The sequence below is a fragment of the Micromonospora sp. NPDC023869 genome (assembly GCF_055559695.1).
Map to the genome: position 1 here is coordinate 174,173 of NZ_JBVHKD010000009.1, position 18,176 is coordinate 192,348.

Here is an 18,176-nt window from a genome sequence, read left to right on the forward strand (position 1 = left end):
GGCGACGAACCGCCAAACGTAGACATCGCACTCAGCTGCGGGGTGCGGGATCACCTTTGTCTTGCGCGTTCGCGCTGGGCAGCGTCTTGGTGAGCACGATGAACTCCGGCGCGTTCTCCCAACCGGGTCGCAACCGGTACTGCTGCGTCCAGCCCCACGAGTCGTACGCACGTCGGGCGATCGCATTGTCGGGACGGACGAGTAGGGTGGCACGCTTCTCGGTACGGCCACCAAGCAGCCGGTCGTGAAGTGTTCGCGCCACACCTTGGCGTCGCGAGTCGGCGCGCACCAGTAACTCGCTGATCGCGAAGGTCCGTCGCCCGTCCTCGTCGGTGAAGCCAGGTGGAACGTCGCCTCGGATCCCCTCCCACCAGCGAGTCCTTATTGACAGCGGGAAGCCGTAGATGTAGCCCACGAGGCGTCCGCCGACCTGAGCGGTGACCAACGTCCAGCCGGGAACTTTTATGTGCCCAGAAAGCTGCTGTCGGTAGCGCTCCTCGTTGTAGAACGCTCCATCTTCGGTGTGGGCGTCGAGGTATACCTCGACCAGTTCATCGGTCAGGGCTTGTGCCTCGGCGGCATCGTGGTGCCGAAGTTCCAGTTTGTTGCTCATTTCTGAAACGCCGTCCTGTATGCATCGATGAACTCACGGGCCGGGACCGACTGCGCGCGACTGAGGTGCGATCTGACCTGAGCGAAGTGCCGCATGGTCCGCCCTGAGTTGAGGGCCTTGACCTCCGGCAGCGTTCGCAGCCCTGTGTGTGCAGCCGAATGGATGTCACCACACCGGAGTTCAGCTTCGGCAAGACGCACCGTGTAGTAGATGTGGTTACGGCGGTGACCGGCGGGCGGCCCGCTGCTGATGGCCCGGAATGACTCCGCAGCGCGGGCCAGCTTGCCGAGAGCCAGGTGCGACAACCCCTGGATGCCGGTGAGTTCCTGGGCGGTGACGAACTGAAGAAACGGCAGATCGTCCTCGTGCGGTCCGTGATCGAATTCGTTCCGCGCTTTCGCCATCTCCCGGTTGAAGCCGCCTACGTCGTTCAGATGTGCGTAGGCATGGGCTGTGCGCAGCCGCAACAAGGTTCTCAGGCGTGCGGTAGCCCAGCCTCTGGAAGCGCGTAGGGCAGCCTCAGCGCAGTGCAGTGACTCAGCAGGGTGGTCTTCGCGACTCAACAAGGACAGACAGGCCAGCGCACGAACCTCCTCGTGCGGGTCGTCGGCGATCCTGGCCCGGGTTATGGCGTCATTCAGGTACGGCCGTGCGTGCTGGCGGCGGTTTGCGTCGACTGCAAGCCAGGCCACTTGGTTGGCTAGGTCGGCCAGCGCGGATTGGAGAGCATCCCCGACTTCGCGACCGTAGCGGGAACTGGCTGCCCAAGCCGAGAGGCGGGTATGGGCTCCTATCGCCACGTCGCACAACTCATCTGCGCCCAGCGCGGCGTCTGCTTGCCTGAACCGCTCGACCAAGGAGCCAGCGAGACGGATGTGCTCCATGCCTACGGAGTCGATCTCCCGGTCAGCCTTCGTCAATGTGCCGAGCAGGCCGTTTCCCGCGAGGCCAGCAAGGGCAGCCAGGGTGGTAAACCGGCGGCGATCCGTGGTGCCACCTCCTTCGTCGGGGGGGCGCCTCCAGCGTAGTTGGCATAACGGCGGGATCCGTGGTCCCCGGACGCTCGTCGGACGTGAAATCGGCTGCGAACTGCCGTGTCTGCATCCCATGCCTGCTCAGTGGGAGGCGGAACCACAGTTGAGCCTCAGGAATCCTCAGCAGGGTCGCCCAATGTGAGAGTCGGTCGAGGTGCACCAACTGCGGGCCGTTCTCTACGCGGCTGAGCTGTGCTTGCGTGATACCCAACCAGCCCGCCACCACGGCCTGAGGTAACGCTCCCCTCCCGTGGTAAGGGTGGTGTCGATAGGCCCGGATCACCCGCCCGAGATGTCGGTCGGCCAGAGCCGCTCGTAACGGCGGATGCGACCAGAAGGACGCTGGCACCTCCGGCGGCGCACTGAGCCGGTCGCGTTCGGCGGCGTGGCAGGGCGCGCAGCGGCCGCTGTCGTTGTCGCGGGCCAGGCGTCCCCCGCAGCGGGGGCAGTTCGCAGGTGTCACCGGCAACCTCGCCGTTCGCGGGTGGCTGTGTCCGTTGCGCTCCATCGAGCCTAACCATTCAAACCGTTTCGTGGGCGCGCGGTATACGCGCCACGTATATCGACCAATCTAACGGTGTCATGTCACCGGAGCGTGGTCGGACTCAGCCTGCGTGGAGACCATCCGACGGAAGGAGCAGGATGCTCACCATCGACCGAGTCAGCACCGGCCGGACGCTCGTCTCCGAGAAGCTGTTCACCCGGCTGACCGCCCGTATCGTCCGCGACCATCCCGAGCTGGCCGCCGACCTGCCGGCCCGGATCCTGGATCAGGCCCTCGCCTTTCTCGTTGCCTGCGCCGTCAACGACGAACCGCTCGGTCCGAGTGACCTGGTGGATATCGGCTGGCACACGTTCATCCTGCACACACGCGAGTACGCCGAGTTCTGTCAGCGCGTCGCCGGTCGGTTCATCCATCACCAGCCTGAACCTGACCCGGATGACTCACGCCGCTCCGGACCCGAACCGATCGGCGCTCCGATCTCCCGGACGGTCGCCGCCATCGTCGCCGCCGGCTTCGCAGTCGACCATGAGCTGTGGGGTGGCGCATCTGCGGAGTGCAGTCAGTGCCACGCCGGCTGCCACGACAGCCCGACCCGCTGATCCGTCCGGGCGGCGGTCCTGGGCTTACGCTGGCTGGGACCGCCGCCCGGAAGGCCACCGATGCCGCACCACCGCCACCACTGGCACGACCTCCCCGGCTCGCTGCGTCGGGAGGTCGAGCGGCATACCGGCGGAATCATTCGGGCTGAGATCGTGCCGGACGGGGCCTCCTGTGAACTCGCCGTCACGCTCGACACTGCCGCAGGTCAGGTGTTCTGCAAGGGTGGGCAGGCCGACGGCCGGACTGCGTGGCTCTATCGCAAGGAAGCCCGGATCAACCGATGGCTTCCCAACGTCGTACCCCGCCTCCGCTGGACCGTCGAGCGCCACGGCTGGATTCTGCTCGGCTTCGAGCACGTGCCCGGCCGCTACCCCAGGCTGGATCCCGGCTCCCCGGATCTGGATGCCGTCGCCGAACTGTTGGCCACCCTCGCTCGCGAGCTGACGCCATGCCCGCCGGTCGAGGTGCAGCCGTTCACCACACGGTGGCGCGGGCTCATCGCCCCGGAGTTGGTCGACGGGGAAACTCTGCTGCACACCGACATGACACCTCGGAACTTTCTGTTCGGCGACCGGCTCCGGCTGGTCGACTGGTCCGCCCCCTGTCGAGGCGCGGCCTGGATCGACACCGCCTTCATGCTGGTCCGCCTCATCCGTGCCGGGCACAGCCCTGCCGATGCCGAACGCTGGGCCGCGCATGTCCCCGCCTTCGTCGAAGCCGACGCGAAGGCGGTCACTGCGTTCGCCGCAGCCCTGGCCGACCTCTGGGCGTGCCTGCAACGCACCGCTCCGGTCCCACATCGTGGGCCGCTTCTCGATGCCGCCCGCCAGTGGCACACCCATCGCATGAGCCGGCAACCAGCCAGCAACTGATCCGCATCACCGTGCGTATGCGGATCGTGCATGCGCGTCACGATCATCGCTGCATACCAGCACGACTGAGCTGAGTCGACAGTGGGCGCAGGGCCCGGGGCGGGTGCTGGGCTCCGGTAGGCGTCGACCCGAACAACGCTTACCTACCCCGCCCGCCTCGGTGCCGCACCACATGAGCGAAACGAGCGTGCCGAGGCCGCCGTACGTGACCGCCGAGCAGGAGGTAGCGCAGCGATGATCTACGTGACCGGGGAACGCCTCCAGTCGCACCACGTCCGGGCCGCCGAATTCGGCCGACGTTGGCGAGGGCTGGATCCGGCCCAGGTGTACGACTACCTCGACCGGGTCGCCGACGAACTGGATCGCCTGCAACGGCACCTCGTCACGGCGAACACCGAGGCCGAGCGGGTCCGGCAGGCGTTGCGACAGTGGCAGTCCCGGCAGACCGAGAACCGGCAAGGCGTGAGTCGGCAGACCGAGAGCTGGCAAGGCGAGAGCCGGCAAAGCGAGAACCGGTGGACCGAGAACCGGCCGGCATGGCGCGCACACTCGGTGGGGGAGCGCCGGTGACCGAGGCGGCGGCACGGGCGGCGGTCACCCGGTGGCTGCGGCTCGTGCAGGCGGATGCGGCTCGTGCAGGCGGATGCGGAGCTGTCCGCGTACCTCATCGGGGTCGATCTGGACCGGCTCGCCGCGCACCTGATCCGGCAGCTCGTGGGCGGCGGCAGGCCGGTGTTAAAGGGGTGGCCGGGGCTGCCGGAGGCGCCGCGGCGGCGGGCCGGTGACTACCTGGCGGGAGCGCTCGCGACCGGCGGTCCTGCGGTGATCGACGAGGTCGCCGCCGAGTTCCAGGCCGCGCTGGCGGGGCAGTGCCCGCTACCGGCATCGGAGCTGGCGCTCGTCGTCGCCGCCCTGGCCCGGCTGGTCGGCGGCGGCGGTGACCGGCCCGAGCGGTGGGCGCTGCTGGCGGTACTCGGCCGCGTCCACCACCGGCATCGGCTTCGCCCCGAGCACGGTCCGCTGATCGGCGCCGCCCTGGCGACGGTGGCACCGCGCCTCTGCCCGCCGCCGGTCGACGTCGGCTGGGAGCACCGGTGGCGGCGGGCCTGGGCGCTCGTCGTGCGCGCCGCCGGGCGGATGGGCGACGGGCCGGCGTGCTGGTCGGCCGAGGTGACCGGCCGTGACCTGTCCGCCGAGGGCATCGCCATTCTGACGGTACGCCCGTGGCACCTGCTGCCGTTCCGGCCCGGCCAGGCGGTGCCGCTCTGCCTGCCGCAACACCCGGGCCGATGGCGCTGGTACTGCCCGGCCAACGTCCCACGCCCCGACGGCACCGTCGAGCTGCACGTCCGCGCGGTGGCCGCCGGCACCGTCTCCCGCAGTCTCGTCCACGAGGTACGCCCCGGCGACCCGCTCCACCTCGGCCCACCCGTCGATGTCGGCCTCAGCCTGCCCACTGTCTCGCCGTCGGTCCCTCGCCGGGATCTGCTGCTGGTGGCCGGTGGCACCGGGCTGGCCCCGCTGCGCGCCCTGGTCGAGCAGGTCGCCGCCGCACCCGACGGCCGGCGGGTGACCCTGATCGTCGGCGTACGCACCGTCGCCGACCTCTACGACGCGATCACCTTGGACAAGCTCGACCAGGCGCACCCCTGGCTGACCGTCGTGCCGGTCTTCTCCCACGACCCGCTCGCGGTGCCGGGGGAGAACGGTGACGCCCTCACCGTGGCCTTGGGTCACCTCCGTTCCGATCAGGAGGTGTACGTCTGCGGGCCGCCCGCGATGCTGGCCGGCTCCCGATCCTACCTGGACTGATGTCGTTGTCTTGATCGTCAACTGCAGCCATAACGCGATCATGTCGGACCGATGAAATCACTTCCACAGGACTGGGCCATCCAAGCTGACTGATTGTCGCAGTTGCGGGTCTGTCCGGCGGATGGCGGTCCCGTTGACGGGAGTCAAAAGTGTCCTGGTGCATCCTGAGCAACCGATGATTCCGGGCAACGGCGGTCCGAACGCACCTGATCCGGCCTATCCGTCGACCGCACCCTTGCCGTACCAGGGCGCGCCAGTCGTCTATCCGCCACAGTCGGCCGTTCCCTATTCACGTCCGCCGGTGGCCCACCCTCCGCAATCCGGTGTGCCCTACTCCGCCACACCCGCCGCCTATCCGCCCGGACCGTACGCTCCCCAGCCGCCACACCCGCACCAACAGGCCTATTCGTATCCGGCACAGGCGATGGCGTACCCGCCGCCGCAGTACGCTGCGCCGCCTCTACCCGCTTATACCAGGGAGTACATCGGTGCGGGTTTCCATGTCGTCCACATCATCCTATGTTTCATGACCGCCGGCTGCTGGCTGCCCGTTTACGGACTTGCCTACTACATGAAGTCCCGGCCGAAGACCGTGACGACCTACGGCCGGTGACTCTCGGGTGCCCTTCCCCAGCCGGACCGCAGTCTCCCGCTACCGGCTCTGTCACCGCCTGGCCGACAGTTGTGGTCCGTCGGTGCTGTGCCCGAGCAGCACCGCACGCCGTCCCACGATCAGTCGCCGAGGCAATATCACACCGCCTTGACCGAATGGAAGGCGGCGGGTGCCCTGGCAGCCCCTCCCAACCGTCCGGTGACATCCTCGGTCGCCTATCCGACAACCTGTGGGTGTGCAGCGTCCGCGCTGAGCAGCATCGACGGGCCAAACAATGTGGAGAACCAGAGAATGACCTTTCCGTACCCGAGTCAGCCGCCGCACCAGGTGGCGGAGCCGGCGAATCCGGGCCAGCAGCACCGGCTGACTGGTCTCGAAGCTCCCGAGCCGGCTCCCAGCGGCTGGGGACATGCTTCGGTGCCGCTTCCGAATGGGGCTATTCCACCGATCGCTCCGGTGAGCGTCAGGCGCAGTAAGCTGCCCGTGATTCTCGCTGTCGCCAGCCTCACTGTCGCTCTGATTGCCGTCGCCGTCGCCGCCGTCGTAGTTACCAGCAAGGACAGTCTGACCTTGCAGGCGGCTCAACGAGAATGTCGGACTGCGCTGGAGCGTGAAGCTAACAGGCGGGCAGGTCGGGCTGGACCGGACGGAATTCTTGTCTCCTTGACCGAAGTTGAGCTGCAAGAGGCGTGGCAGACAGATTCGGGCTTCGCGGTCAACGGCACCGCTCGCTATACGCTGACAAGCGCCTTACTGCCTCAAGTGAACCAGTCGGTGGGGTTGACGTGTGAAGCGACATCGGTTGATGGGCAGGTCCTGACGACGGTGAAGAACCGTCTCTGATCGGGGAACGGCGGCGGAGTTCGATCGCATCTTGGTCCGCCGTCCGCCGTCCGCCGTCCGCCGTCCGCCCGTGCTCGTTCCTGCGATCCGTTGACGCCATCAGCTCGACAGGCCCCGAACCCGAGATGGCCACCCACGGCCCCAGCCGCACTGTGCTCATCGGACGGTCGGGGTACGACGGGTGAACTGATCTACCAGAATGGTCCGTACTGATGGTCATGCGGACGACGGAGTTGGTGGCCTGCACGCGCAATGCGATCGACTGGCTCGGGCCGGCGGGGGTACGTGGGGTGGTGCACCGCTGGATGCGTCTGGTGGCGGCCGACGCGGAGTTGGCGCCGTACCTGCTGGGGATCGACCGGCGGCGGCTCGCCACCCATCTCGCGGCTCAGCTCACTCCGGCCCTGGGTGGTCCGGGTCGGACGATCGGGTCGGTCGGCGGGGTGTGGCGGCGGCTGGGGTTGACCACGGAGCAGCACTGGCGGGTGCTCGACTACCTGGCGGCGGTGCTGTGGCGACTCGACCTGCCGACGGACGCGATCATCGGGGTGCAGCGCGTCGTGCGCGCGGAGCGCGGGTAGGGCGACGCCCTCTCGCCGCAGGTGACGAGAGGGCGTCGGGCCGGTCAGCCGCGCCTGAACAGTCGCAGGGCCAGGCGGATCGCGATACCGAGGGCGACCACGGCGCAGGGCAGGGCGACGCCGTACGCGGCCCAGAGGTGACCCTCGTCGGTCCAGGCGAAGAAGGCGGCGATGCCGAGCTGGACGGCGACCAGGGCGGCGACCAGCTCCGCGCCGGTGGTGCGCCAGAAGGGTACGCGTCGCTGCGGCTCGTGCTCGGCGAGGTCGCGGGCGTACTCCTCGACCGGGCCGAACTCGGCGGTGGGGGTGCCGCCGGCGGCGGCCAGGTGGTCGTGGGCCTCGCGGGCCAGGTCGGCGGCGCGCTCGGCCGGGAGGTCGTAGCGGCCGACCAGCAGGCCGGACAGGCGGCGGTACCAGGCGGCCGGGTCGTCGTCGGGTGCGGTGCGCGGGGTGGGCGGGACGTAGTCGACCGGCTGATTCGGGGCGGCCGGTTGCCGGGTCATCAGCCAGAGCAGGAGCAGTGCGGCCACGACGATGCCGAGCACCGGGATGCGGGCGGCCGGCTCCTTGGGCAGGAGCACGAAGCTCAACGCGCCCAGCACGACGAAGAGGCCGACCAGCGCGAACGACCAGATGGCCAGTCGTGGGCGCCCGGCGGCGCGCAGCGCGTTGGGGACGGCGCAGGCGGTGAAGGCCAGGCAGACCATGATCAGACCGGCCAGGCCGGCGGGTGTGGTGGTGAAGGTGAGGGTCCGTTCCAGGATCGCGTAGAAGATCGTGGCGCTCAGGCCCAGCAGGATCAGGGCGAAGACCGAGCCGGTCAGGTAGTCGGTCGGCAGCATGCCGTTGCGGTCCACGTTCTGCCGCAGGTGTGCCGGCTGCTCGGCCGCCGCGGTCAGGGCGAACTCCTCCGGGTCGCCGAAGGCGTCGTACGGGCTCTGGCCGCTGAGCTCGCAGTGGGTACGCACGTCCGCGATGATCGGGTTTGCCAGGTGGTAGCCGACGCCCTGGTCGCTGAGGGCGAGCCGGGTCGGCAACTCCCAACGCTCGAACGGCTCCGTCATCTCGTGCCCTCTCCCGTTGCGGTCAGGAGCCGGTCGAACGCCGACGTGAACTCGCCCCAGCGGGCGCGCTCCTCCGCCAGCCGTTGCCGGCCCGCCGTGGTGATCGAGTAAGCCTTGCGTCCGGGGCCGCGTTCGCCGGGCAGCCAGTCGGAGCGCACCGCCCCGTCGGCCTCCAGCCGGCCCAGCACGGGATAGAGCGCACCACCGCGTACGGCGCCGAGGCCGTGATCGGCGAGTCGCTGCGCGAGGGCGTAGCCGTGCCGTTCGCCCTCGGTGAGAACGGCCAGGACGGCCAGCCCCAGGCTCGCGCGGAGCCAGCCTGTCGCCGGGTCGACTGTGGCACCCATCGTTCGTTGCACCGCCTTCCGACTAGTCGCTTCGGGAGGGTATTCCGTCAGCCCGACTAGTTCTATCTGAGACTAGTTGGGTTCGGCAAGTAGTCGCGAAACTAGGCGGTGACGAGGAACACCGGTCTGCCGGCCGCTAAACGGGCGGCGGAGTGTCGGCGGTGGGGGCTAATCTGCGCTGCGGGCATCGCCCCTTCCGCACGTCGGGCCGGTCTTCCATCGGCACCGCGTCGGCCACCACCGCTCGTCCTTCGGTCAGATCCGACAACAGGAGACTTCGTGGCACAGCAATCTGTCGCGGCACCGCAACCTGTCCCGACATCGGACAAACTCGACGCCGCGGTGCTCAAGGTGGCTGGCGTCGTCGTGCTCGGTGCGATCATGTCGATCCTCGACGTGACGGTGGTCAGCGTCGCGCTGCCGACCTTCCAGAGTGAGTTCGACGCCTCGTACGCCCGCGTCGCGTGGACGATGACCGGTTACACGCTGGCATTGGCCACGGTCATCCCGCTCAGCGGATGGGCCGCCGACCGGTTCGGCACCAAACGCCTCTACATGATCGCGTTGGCGTTGTTCACCATCGGGTCCGGCCTCTGCGCCACGGCCGACACCATCGGGCAGCTCATCGGGTACCGGGTGCTCCAGGGCCTCGGCGGCGGCATGCTCATGCCGATCGGCATGGCGATCATGACCCGGGCGGCCGGCCCGAACCGGATCGGCCGGTTGATGGCCGTGCTCGGCATCCCGATGCTGCTCGGCCCGATCAGCGGCCCGATCCTCGGCGGCTGGCTGATCGACGTGGCGAGCTGGCACTGGATCTTCCTGATCAACCTGCCGATCGGCGTGGTCGCGCTGGTCTACGCACAGCTTGCGCTGCCGAAGGACGCCGCACAGCCCTCCCAGTCGTTCGACTTCGTCGGCATGCTGATGCTCTCGCCCGGTCTGGCCCTCTTCCTCTACGGCGTCTCCACGTTGCCCGAGACCGGCACCTTCGCCGAGCCGGAGGTCTGGGGCCCGATGCTGGTCGGCGCCGTGCTGGTGGTGGCGTTCGTGTTCTACTCCTTCAAGCCCAAGCACCCGCTGCTCGACCTGCGGCTGTTCAGCAACCGCCGGCTGACCGTCGCGGCGGTGACCATGTTCGTCTTCATCATCGCGTTCATGGGCGCCGGGCTGCTCTTCCCCAGCTATTTCCTCCAGGTGCGCGGTGAGTCGACGCTGCACGCCGGTCTGCTGATGGCACCGCAGGGCCTCGGCGCGATGGTCACCATGCCGATCGCCGGCATGCTCGCCGACAAGGTGCCGGTCGGCCGGACGGTGCCGTTCGCGTTGGCGCTGATCCTCGCCGGGTTCTTCACCTTCACCCAGCTCGACGCGGACACCTCGTACGTGCTGCTCTGCGGCTCGCTGTTCGTGATGGGCCTGGGCATGGGCGGCACGATGATGCCGATCATGACCTCGGCGCTGAAGACGCTGACCGGGCACGAGGTCGCGCGAGGCTCCACGCTGGTGAACATCCTCCAGCAGATCGGCGGCTCGGTCGGCGCGGCGGTGATGTCGGTGATCCTCACCAACGAGTTCAACAAGTCCCAGCCGATCCCGGGCCTGACCGGCCCGAACGGCGAGCCGATCACCGAGGCCGGGCTGGCGATCGCCGCCCAGCAGCGGCCGGAACTGGCCCAGCAGGTGCCCGACCCGTCGATCATCGAGCGCGGTCTCGACTTCGCCGCCAACTCCTTCGCGACCACCTTCTGGGTGGCGTTCGCCCTGGTGGCGGCGACATTCATCCCGGCCGCGTTCCTGCCCAGGCGGCGGGAGCGGTCGCACCTGCTGGACGACCAGCCCGGGGAGCAGCCCGGCGAGGCGCCCCGGGCCCCGGTCATCGTGCACTGAGCGCACCGGGTCACCGCTGACCATCCGAGACCGCTGGCACGGGTGCGGCCACCCTGAACCGGGGTGGCCGCACCCGACCCGTCCGGCGAACTGCTCGTTCCGAATAGCCCGGCCACACCGTCGCACGCCGCGACGCGGCCCGTGTCGCCGCAGCCCGTGTCGCCGCAGCCCTCATCCTCCGAGGCCGCACCCCCGCCTCGCGCACCGGGCGTCGCGCCTGCACCGCGCGTCGCGCGCCCGCATCCCGCGCGCCCGCATCCCGCGCGCCCGCATCCCGCGCGCCCGCATCCCGCGCGCCGCATCCCGCGCAAGATCGCGCTCGATCCAGGATCGAGTGGTCTCGTCGCGTTCGTGAAGCCACTCGATCCTGGATCGAGCACGGTCTTGGGCGGTCAACCCATCGGTTGCGGCAGGTCGGGCCGCCCTTGCGACGCGCCCGACCTGCCCGGCCTCGCCCATGGGCGGCGGATCGGCACGACGAGGACCGGTGCACACGGCAGCCGGGTTCGGCCTGCCAGGCGGCGGTCGGGTGCGGCGCGACGAGTGTGGGTGCGTGTGGCAGTCGGGTGCAACGGTCGGGTGCGGCACGGTGAGGCTGGTGCATGCGGCGGTCGGGTGCGGCGTGTCAGGCGATGGTGCGTACGGCGGTAGGGTCGCGAGACGCCGAATGGGGGTGGGGACGATGCTGCCGCAGTTGATGGTGCCGCCGGGGATCGAGGCGGAACGGGTGATCACGACCGTGCTGGCCGACCTGCGGTCCGGCGAGCACCGGGGTGTGGTGGTCGACTCGCCACCCGGGGCGGGCAAGTCCACGCTCGTGGTGCGGGCTGCCGTCGAGCTGGCCGGCACCGGTGAGCCGTTGATGATCATCGCGCAGACCAACGAGCAGGTCGACGACCTGATCGACCGGCTTGCCCGGAAGGCGCCCGAGCTGCGGATCGGGCGGCTCTCCGCGAGGGACTACCGGCCGTCGGAGCGGGTGAGCGCACACGACCAGGTCCGGATCGCCGCGAAGGTCACCGACCTCGCCGCCTCGGCCGTGGTCATCGGTACGGCCGCAAAGTGGGCCACGGTCGCCGAGGGCTCGTGGCCGTGGGCGATCGTGGACGAGGCGTACCAGATGCGCTCGGACGCGTTGCTGCGCGTGGCCGGCAGGTTCGAACGGGCGCTGTTCGTGGGTGACCCCGGGCAGCTCGATCCGTTCTCCACCGTCGAGACCGGCCGGTGGGCGGGACTGACCTGGGACCCGATGCAGTCGGCGGTGGCCGTGCTGCTGCGGCACAACCCGCAGTTGCCGGTGCACCGGCTGCCCGTGTCGTGGCGGCTGCCGTCCTCGGCCGCCCCGGTCGTGTCGCGGGCGTTCTACCCTTTCACCGAGTTCCGTGCCGGCACGGTCGCCACCCAGCGGGCGCTGCACTTCACCGAGACGGGGGCGGGCGATGCCCTCGACCGGGCGGTGGAGTTGGCCGCCGCCGACGGCTGGGCGCTCTATGAGCTGCCGGCCCGGCACACCCTGCGTACCGACGCCGAGGCCGCCGCCGCGTGTGCCGCGCTCGCCCTGCGGGTGCTGCGGCGCGGTGCGGTCGCGATCTGCGAGCAGTCGCCCGGCGGCGCGCCGGTGACGGCGGACCGGATCGCCGTCGGTGCCGCGCACCGCGACCAGGTCGCGGTGATCCGGTCGCTGCTGGGCGAGGCGGGAGCGGGCATCACCGTGGACACCGCCAACCGGCTCCAGGGCCGCGAGTACGACATGACGATCGTGCTGCACCCGCTCTCCGGCCGCCGCGACGCGACCGCCTTCCACCTGGAGTCGGGGCGACTCTGCGTGCTCGCCTCCCGGCACCGGCAGGCCTGTGTGGTGGTGGCCCGCGCGGGCATCGGCGAGCTGCTTGACGCTCACCCGTCGACCGAGGCGCCGCAGCTGGACGTGCCGGTGAAGTTCCCCGACGGCTGGGAGGCCAACCAGGCCGTCCTCGCCCACCTGGCGGCGCTCGGCCCGGTCGGCCCCGACGCGTGACCTCGGGCGTCCCAACCCGGCAGCCGGTCCCGCCCGGCACCACCGCCGGTCAGGCCGCCGCCGGTCAGCCCGCCGTGGGCCAGCCCGCCGTGGGCCAGCGGGCCGAGGCTGACCAGCGCGGTGCCGTCGCCGATCGGTACGGGTCTGTCGGTCGTGTCGGCTACCGTCGGGTGCCATGAGGGCGCGGCCCAGCGGCGTGATGATCGGACGGGACCATCCCGCCGGTCTGCTGCGCGCCGAGGTCGACCGGGCCGCTGCCAGTCACGGTGGGCTGGTCCTGGTCACCGGTGAGCCGGGGATCGGCAAGACGACCCTGGTCACGTCGGCCGCCGACGAGGCCCGCCGGCAGGGTGCGCTGGTGCTCGGGGCGGCCTGCTGGGACTCGGCCAGCGCGCCCGGCTACTGGCCCTGGGTGCAGGTGCTGCGCGGTCTGCGCCGGTCGCCGGAGGACTGGGCGGTGGCCCGCGAGTCGGCCGAGCCGGCGTTGCGTCTGCTGCTCGGCGAGGTGGATCCCACGTCGAGGTCGCACGGCTCGGCGCTGATGACGCCGGTCACCACGAGCGGGGACGGGCTGCTGCCACCGGCGGTGGGGCACGGAGACGGTGATACGGCGGAGCGGGAGGCCTTCGCGCTCTACGACTCGGTCACCGCCGCCCTGGTCGCGGTCTCCCAGCGCCGGCCGGTGCTGGTGGTCCTGGACGACCTGCACTGGTCCGACGCGGCGTCGGTGCGACTGCTGCGGTTCGCCGCCCAGCACACCTGGTTCGAGCGGTTGCTGCTGGTCGGCACGTACCGGGACGCGGAGGTGGAGGCGGAGGAGCATCCGCTGCGGCCGCTGCTGATGTCGCTGGTGGCCAAGGCCACCCCGATCACCCTCACCGGCCTGTCCCGGGACGAGGTCGGCGCGTTGATGACCCGCACCGCCGGCCGGGAGCCGGATCCGCACTGCGTCGACGACGTGTACCGGCGCACCGGCGGCAACCCCTTCTTCGTGGAGCAGACCGCCCGGCTGTGGCACTCGGACGGGCAACTGGCCGGCATCCCGCCCGGTGTACGCGAGGTGGTGCGGCGGCGGCTCGACCGGTTGCCCGCCGAGGTGGTCGACGTGCTGACCGTCGCCGCGGTCCTCGGGCGGGAGTTCCACGCGGCCGTCCTGGCGGCGAGTGCCGGTCGGCCATCGGCCCGGCTCGACGCCCTGCTGGACGTGGCGGTGGCCGCACGGCTGGTGCTCTCCGGCGGCGACGGCCGGTACACCTTCGCGCACGACCTGGTCCGCGAGACGTTGTACGACGGTCTCGCCGACGGTGAGCGCCGGGTGCGGCACGCCGCCGTCGTCCGCGCCGTCGACGAGGACCCCGCGCTCGCCGAGTGGCTGATCCCGGCCGACCTTGCCCGGCACGCCTGGCTCGCCGACGCGCACCTGGAGGCGTACCGTCGCGCGGAACTGCTGCTCGCCGCCGCGCGGGACGCCGCCTGCCGGTTGGCGTTGGAGGAGTCGGCCGTGCACCTGCGGCGAGCGGCGACGGTGGCGACGGACCCGTCCCAACGGATCAAGATCATGATCGAGTTGGCCGACCGCCTCTTCCACACCGGCGGCCGGGACGAGGCCGACCAGATTCTCGCCGACACCGCCGCCCTGGCGCTGACCACCGACGAGCCGGCCCTGCTGGCCCGGTTCGCCCTCAACGTGCACCGGCACTGCCAGACCAATCCCCGGATCACCGTCGACGCCGAGGGTCTGGTCCGTGAGGCGTACCGCCGGCTCGTCGGCGAGCCCGCCGACGTGGCCCTCCGCCGGTTGGAAGCCGACCTGATCACCGCCACCGAAGCCCTCGCCCGGCGGGTGCACGACGACGACGCGCTCGCCTTCAGCCTCTGGGCCCGCCACGACGCCACCTGGGGGCCGGGCACCGCGGCCGACCGGGTCGCGCTGACCGCCGAGATCCGGGAGGTGGCCCGGCGGGGTGGCGACCAGGAGACCGCGTTGTGGGCCACTTCGCTGCGCTGGGTGGCGTTGCTCGAACTCGGCGATCCCCGCTACCAGGACGAGCTGACCGCTTTCGTGACGACCGCCCGACAGACCGGCAGACCGCGCCACCAGATGGCGGCGGCCATCGACGGTGGCATCACCAGCGCCTTCCGGGGCGACTTCGCCGAGGCCGACACCTGCTTCTTCGAGCTGGGTGACCTCGATGAGTGGGAGCACGCCGACCACAGCTTCCTCGGCCACCACCTGCGCTGGTCATACCTGATGCTGCGGGGCGAGTTCGACGCGGCGGACGAGATGGTCGACGGGCTGAACGACGGCGAGCATCCGCACCGGGCGCTGCTGCGGGGCATCACCGCCGCCGAACGCGGTGACCACCGCACCGCCACCCGGATCACCGCCGAGCTGGACGTCAAAGGGACCACGTTCACCGGCCCGGTCGCCCCGCTCTGGCTGCGACTGCGCGCCCAGGCCACGGTCGCCGACCCCGGGCGGTGTGCCGAGGCGCGACAGGCGCTGCTGCCGTATCAGGGGCAGTGGCTGGTCTCGTTGTTCGGCTGCGACCTCAGTGGCCCGGTGGACCACTGGCTGGGCGTGGTCGACGCCGCCGACCGGCGGTGGGACGACGCGGTCACCCGGTTCACCGCAGCTCGCGACGCCGCCGACCGGATGGACGCCCGGCCGTGGGCCCTGTTCGCCCGGGTGGCGCTCGCCGACGCCCTCGTCGCCCGGGGCCGTCCGGGGGACGCCGACACCGTCGCCGCGATCCGGGCGACCGCCCGGGAGGAGGCCCGCGACCTCGATCTGCCGCAGGTGCTCGCCCGGCTCGCCGACGACACTCCGCGCGGTCGCTCGACCCCGGCCCCGACGGGTACGCCGACCGGCCCGGCCCCGACGCCACCGGCCCCGGCGTACGAGTTCCGCCGCGACGGGGCGGTCTGGCGGCTCACCTACCAGGGCGTCACCGTGCACCTGCCGGACGCCAAGGGGCTGCACGACCTGCGGCTGCTGCTCGGTCGGCCCGGTGTCGACGTGCCCGCCGTCGAGCTGCTCGACCCGGCCGCCGGTCCGGAGCTGGTGGCGGCCCGGCGGATGGGTGGCGACGAGGTGCTCGACGAGGAGGCGAGGAACCGCTACCGACGTCACCTGACCCGTCTCGACGACGAGATCGACCGGGCGGCGAGCCGTGGCGACGAGTCGAAGGTGGCCGTGCTGGACGCCGAACGCGGTGCGTTGATCGCGCAGTTGCGGTCGGCTGCCGGGCTGGCCGGGCGGACCCGCCGACTGGGTGACGAGTCGGAGCGGGCCCGCAAGACGGTCACGGCCCGGATCAGGGACACTCTGCGCCGCCTCGACGAACGACATCCGCCGCTGGCCGGACACCTGCGCGAGACCGTCTCCACCGGTGCCGCCTGCCGTTATCTTCCCGGCGTGCCGGTGCCCTGGCGGCTGTGACCGGCCGGCTCCGGGAGCACCCTCCTGGGCGGGGGCGCTGCCCGGAGCCGGTCCGGCGGTCGAGGGTCAGCGGCGGTTGTAGCGATACATCGTGAGGCTGCCGAAGACCACCACGAACAGCACGCTCCAGCCGAAGGTCCACATCATGCTCGACGTGTCCGACGTGCCGCCCATCGCGGCGCGGACCGAGGACACCAGGTGCGTGATCGGGTTCGCCTTGACGAACGCCTGGAGCCAGCCGGGCATGGTGGACGGGTCGACGAAGACGTTGCTCAGGAAGGTCAGCGGGAACAGCACCATCATGCTGACGCCCATCACCGACTTCTCGTTGCGCATGATCAGCCCGAACAGCGTCCAGACCCAGGAGAACGCGAACGAGAAGACCACCAGCAGGCCGATCCCGGCCAGCACCCCGAGCAGCCCGCCCTCGGGACGGAAGCCGAGCACCAGCCCCAGGGTGAGGATCACCGTGGCGGCGAGGACGTAGCGCAGCACGTCCCCGAAGATCATGCCGACCAGGGCGGCGGGCCGCCACACCGGCAGCGTCCGGAACCGGTCGAAGATGCCCTTCTCGATGTCGGTGTTCAGCCCGACGGCGGTGTACATGGTGATCATCACGACGCTGGTCACCATGATGCCCGGCAGGAAGAACTGCAGGTAGTCACGCGGATCGCCGGCGAGCGCGCCGCCGAACAGGTACGTGAACATCAGCACCATGATGATCGGGAACATGGTGACGTCGAAGAGCTGCTCCGGCACGTGCTTGATCTTCAGCATGGCGCGCCAGCTGAAGGTCAGCGACGCCGCGAGCGGGCTCGGGCGGGGCGGGCGCGCCGCCGGTGCGAGCACCGTCGCCAACGCCTCCGAGGAGGGTACGTAGACCGACGGCGCCGGGCCGGTGGAGGTGGCGGTGTCGCTGCTCATCGGGCTGCCTCCAGCTCGTCGTCGCGCTCGGCGGTCGGCTCGGCGGGACGGTCGGTCAGGGCCAGGAAGACCTCGTCCAGGCTCGGCTGGCCGAGCGAGAAGTCGTCCACCACGATCCCGGCGCGGGTCAGCTCGCCCAGTGCCTTGGCGGCCTGCGCGCTGGCGTCGAGGTCGCTGCCGGCCTCGCCGACCCGCGCGGTGATCGCCACCGGGTCGGCGTCCAGTTGCACCGCCACGCCGAGCACGGCCTCCAGCAGTCGCTGCGCCTCGGGCCGCTGGTCCGCGTCCCGCAGCCGCAGGTGCACGGTGCCGGATCCGACCGAGGACTTGAGTTCGCCCGGGGTGCCCTCCGCGATCACCCGGCCGTGGTCGACCACCGCGATCCGCCCGGCCAGCTGGTCGGCCTCGTCCAGGTACTGCGTGGTCAGCAGCACGGTCGTGCCGTGTGCCACCACCGCCCGGACGATCTCCCACACCTGGTTGCGGCTGCGCGGGTCCAGCCCGGTCGTGGGCTCGTCGAGGAAGAGCAGGTCCGGGGTGCTGAGGATGCTGGCCGCGATGTCGATGCGTCGGCGCATGCCGCCGGAGTACTTCTTGACCTGTCGCCCGGCCGCCTCGGTCAGACCGAAGGCGGCCAGCAACTGCGCGGCCCGCTCCCGTGCGGCCGGCTTGCGCAGTCCGAGCAGCCGGCCCAGCAGGACCAGGTTCTCGGTGCCGGTCAGGTCCTCGTCCACCGAGGCGTACTGGCCGGTCAGGCTGACCCGGGCGCGGACCGCGTCGGCCTCGGTGACCACGTCGTGCCCGAAGACCCGGGCCCGCCCGCCGTCCGGACGCAGCAACGTCGCCAGGACCCGTACCGCGGTGGTCTTCCCGGCCCCGTTCGGCCCGAGTACCCCGTACACGGCACCTGCGGGCACCTGGAGGTCGAGTCCGGCGAGCGCCCGCGTCTCACCGAACGACCGGGTCAGGCCCTCGGCCTCGATGGCGAGGCCGGTGGTGCGTCTATTCATGATCTCGGT

Annotated in this window: 16 protein-coding genes and 1 pseudogene; 10 read left to right on the plus strand and 7 right to left on the minus strand. The window is 70.8% G+C overall.

From position 1 onward, the window contains the following. Nucleotides 1-31: 31 nt before the first annotated feature. The 3 genes from ACZ31C_RS23710 to ACZ31C_RS23720 are packed head-to-tail and all read right to left on the minus strand — an operon-like array spanning nt 32 to nt 2,155. On the minus strand, nt 32-613 hold the full coding sequence (locus ACZ31C_RS23710; RefSeq protein WP_465797120.1) for a GNAT family N-acetyltransferase: 582 nt from the start codon (nt 611-613) through the stop codon (nt 32-34). After that, nucleotides 610-1,497 (minus strand): hypothetical protein, encoded by an 888-nt coding sequence (locus ACZ31C_RS23715; protein ID WP_465797121.1) that lies wholly within the window; start codon nt 1,495-1,497, stop codon nt 610-612. The genes ACZ31C_RS23710 and ACZ31C_RS23715 overlap by 4 nt, the downstream gene beginning before the upstream one ends. Nucleotides 1,498-1,519: 22 nt before the next feature. Further along, the gene (locus ACZ31C_RS23720) at nt 1,520-2,155 is read right to left on the minus strand and encodes a helix-turn-helix domain-containing protein (protein ID WP_465797122.1); all 636 of its coding nucleotides are present in this window, start codon (nt 2,153-2,155) and stop codon (nt 1,520-1,522) included. A gap of 134 nt (nt 2,156-2,289) precedes the next feature. On the opposite strand from ACZ31C_RS23720, the gene ACZ31C_RS23725 reads away from it, so the two are divergent. The 7 genes and pseudogenes from ACZ31C_RS23725 (at nt 2,290) to ACZ31C_RS23755 (ending at nt 7,473) form a co-directional block, all read left to right on the plus strand. Beyond that, on the plus strand, nt 2,290-2,751 hold the full coding sequence (locus ACZ31C_RS23725; RefSeq protein WP_465797123.1) for a glycine-rich domain-containing protein: 462 nt from the start codon (nt 2,290-2,292) through the stop codon (nt 2,749-2,751). Between the two features lie 60 nt (nt 2,752-2,811). Further along, the gene (locus tag ACZ31C_RS23730) at nt 2,812-3,624 is read left to right on the plus strand and encodes a protein kinase family protein (protein WP_465797124.1); all 813 of its coding nucleotides are present in this window, start codon (nt 2,812-2,814) and stop codon (nt 3,622-3,624) included. A 234-nt stretch (nt 3,625-3,858) separates the two neighbouring features. Beyond that, nucleotides 3,859-4,074, plus strand: a pseudogene (locus ACZ31C_RS23735) (DivIVA domain-containing protein); the annotation flags it as partial. A 174-nt stretch (nt 4,075-4,248) separates the two neighbouring features. Then, the gene (locus ACZ31C_RS23740; protein ID WP_465797125.1) at nt 4,249-5,436 is read left to right on the plus strand and encodes an FAD-binding oxidoreductase; all 1,188 of its coding nucleotides are present in this window, start codon (nt 4,249-4,251) and stop codon (nt 5,434-5,436) included. Nucleotides 5,437-5,593: 157 nt separating this feature from the next. Further along, nucleotides 5,594-6,049 carry a hypothetical protein gene (locus ACZ31C_RS23745; RefSeq protein ID WP_465797126.1) on the plus strand — a complete coding sequence of 152 codons (456 nt, stop codon included), beginning with the start codon at nt 5,594-5,596 and terminating at the stop codon, nt 6,047-6,049. A gap of 147 nt (nt 6,050-6,196) precedes the next feature. After that, a complete protein-coding gene (locus ACZ31C_RS23750; protein ID WP_465797127.1) occupies nt 6,197-6,892 on the plus strand; it encodes a hypothetical protein in 696 nt (231 codons plus the stop codon). A 212-nt stretch (nt 6,893-7,104) separates the two neighbouring features. Further along, the gene (locus ACZ31C_RS23755; RefSeq protein ID WP_465797128.1) at nt 7,105-7,473 is read left to right on the plus strand and encodes a globin family protein; all 369 of its coding nucleotides are present in this window, start codon (nt 7,105-7,107) and stop codon (nt 7,471-7,473) included. Nucleotides 7,474-7,517: 44 nt separating this feature from the next. Here the strand turns inward: ACZ31C_RS23755 and ACZ31C_RS23760 are convergent, their stop codons facing one another. Together ACZ31C_RS23760 and ACZ31C_RS23765 are read right to left on the minus strand one after the other, a co-directional pair. Then, a complete protein-coding gene (locus ACZ31C_RS23760) occupies nt 7,518-8,537 on the minus strand; it encodes a hypothetical protein (protein WP_465797129.1) in 1,020 nt (339 codons plus the stop codon). After that, nucleotides 8,534-8,884, minus strand: coding sequence for a PadR family transcriptional regulator (locus ACZ31C_RS23765; protein ID WP_465797130.1), 351 nt, complete (start codon nt 8,882-8,884; stop codon nt 8,534-8,536). Before ACZ31C_RS23765 ends, ACZ31C_RS23760 begins: the two co-directional genes overlap by 4 nt. A 279-nt stretch (nt 8,885-9,163) precedes the next feature. Here ACZ31C_RS23765 and ACZ31C_RS23770 point away from each other — a divergent pair, with 279 nt between their 5' ends. The 3 genes from ACZ31C_RS23770 to ACZ31C_RS23780 all read left to right on the plus strand — a co-directional run bounded on the left by ACZ31C_RS23770 (nt 9,164) and on the right by ACZ31C_RS23780 (nt 16,233). Beyond that, the gene (locus tag ACZ31C_RS23770; RefSeq protein ID WP_465797131.1) at nt 9,164-10,774 is read left to right on the plus strand and encodes a DHA2 family efflux MFS transporter permease subunit; all 1,611 of its coding nucleotides are present in this window, start codon (nt 9,164-9,166) and stop codon (nt 10,772-10,774) included. 682 nt (nt 10,775-11,456) lie between these two features. Next, nucleotides 11,457-12,791: an AAA domain-containing protein gene (locus ACZ31C_RS23775; protein ID WP_465797132.1), complete on the plus strand. Its 1,335-nt coding sequence runs from the start codon at nt 11,457-11,459 to the stop codon at nt 12,789-12,791. 175 nt (nt 12,792-12,966) lie between these two features. Continuing rightward, complete coding sequence (locus tag ACZ31C_RS23780) at nt 12,967-16,233, plus strand: ATP-binding protein (protein WP_465797133.1); 3,267 nt, start codon at nt 12,967-12,969, stop codon at nt 16,231-16,233. 66 nt (nt 16,234-16,299) lie between these two features. Here the strand turns inward: ACZ31C_RS23780 and ACZ31C_RS23785 are convergent, their stop codons facing one another. Together ACZ31C_RS23785 and ACZ31C_RS23790 are read right to left on the minus strand one after the other, a co-directional pair. Then, nucleotides 16,300-17,157, minus strand: coding sequence for an ABC transporter permease (locus ACZ31C_RS23785; protein ID WP_396740267.1), 858 nt, complete (start codon nt 17,155-17,157; stop codon nt 16,300-16,302). Further along, entirely contained in the window at nt 17,154-18,167 is a 1,014-nt protein-coding gene (locus tag ACZ31C_RS23790) for an ATP-binding cassette domain-containing protein (RefSeq protein ID WP_465797134.1), read from the minus strand. The genes ACZ31C_RS23785 and ACZ31C_RS23790 overlap by 4 nt, the downstream gene beginning before the upstream one ends. Nucleotides 18,168-18,176 lie beyond the last annotated feature (9 nt).

What these genes read in the sequence shown, in the direction of transcription:
- ACZ31C_RS23710 (WP_465797120.1), bottom strand. Translation starts at nt 613, where the DNA reads ATGAGCAACAAACTGGAACTTCGGCACCACGATGCCGCCGAGGCACAA.
- ACZ31C_RS23760 (WP_465797129.1), bottom strand. Translation starts at nt 8,537, where the DNA reads ATGACGGAGCCGTTCGAGCGTTGGGAGTTGCCGACCCGGCTCGCCCTC.
- ACZ31C_RS23790 (WP_465797134.1), bottom strand. Translation starts at nt 18,167, where the DNA reads ATGAATAGACGCACCACCGGCCTCGCCATCGAGGCCGAGGGCCTGACC.
- ACZ31C_RS23780 (WP_465797133.1), top strand. Translation starts at nt 12,967, where the DNA reads ATGAGGGCGCGGCCCAGCGGCGTGATGATCGGACGGGACCATCCCGCC.
- ACZ31C_RS23720 (WP_465797122.1), bottom strand. Translation starts at nt 2,155, where the DNA reads ATGGAGCGCAACGGACACAGCCACCCGCGAACGGCGAGGTTGCCGGTG.
- ACZ31C_RS23740 (WP_465797125.1), top strand. Translation starts at nt 4,249, where the DNA reads ATGCGGCTCGTGCAGGCGGATGCGGAGCTGTCCGCGTACCTCATCGGG.
- ACZ31C_RS23715 (WP_465797121.1), bottom strand. Translation starts at nt 1,497, where the DNA reads ATGGAGCACATCCGTCTCGCTGGCTCCTTGGTCGAGCGGTTCAGGCAA.
- ACZ31C_RS23775 (WP_465797132.1), top strand. Translation starts at nt 11,457, where the DNA reads ATGCTGCCGCAGTTGATGGTGCCGCCGGGGATCGAGGCGGAACGGGTG.
- ACZ31C_RS23765 (WP_465797130.1), bottom strand. Translation starts at nt 8,884, where the DNA reads ATGGGTGCCACAGTCGACCCGGCGACAGGCTGGCTCCGCGCGAGCCTG.
- ACZ31C_RS23785 (WP_396740267.1), bottom strand. Translation starts at nt 17,157, where the DNA reads ATGAGCAGCGACACCGCCACCTCCACCGGCCCGGCGCCGTCGGTCTAC.
- ACZ31C_RS23725 (WP_465797123.1), top strand. Translation starts at nt 2,290, where the DNA reads ATGCTCACCATCGACCGAGTCAGCACCGGCCGGACGCTCGTCTCCGAG.
- ACZ31C_RS23755 (WP_465797128.1), top strand. Translation starts at nt 7,105, where the DNA reads ATGGTCATGCGGACGACGGAGTTGGTGGCCTGCACGCGCAATGCGATC.
- ACZ31C_RS23730 (WP_465797124.1), top strand. Translation starts at nt 2,812, where the DNA reads ATGCCGCACCACCGCCACCACTGGCACGACCTCCCCGGCTCGCTGCGT.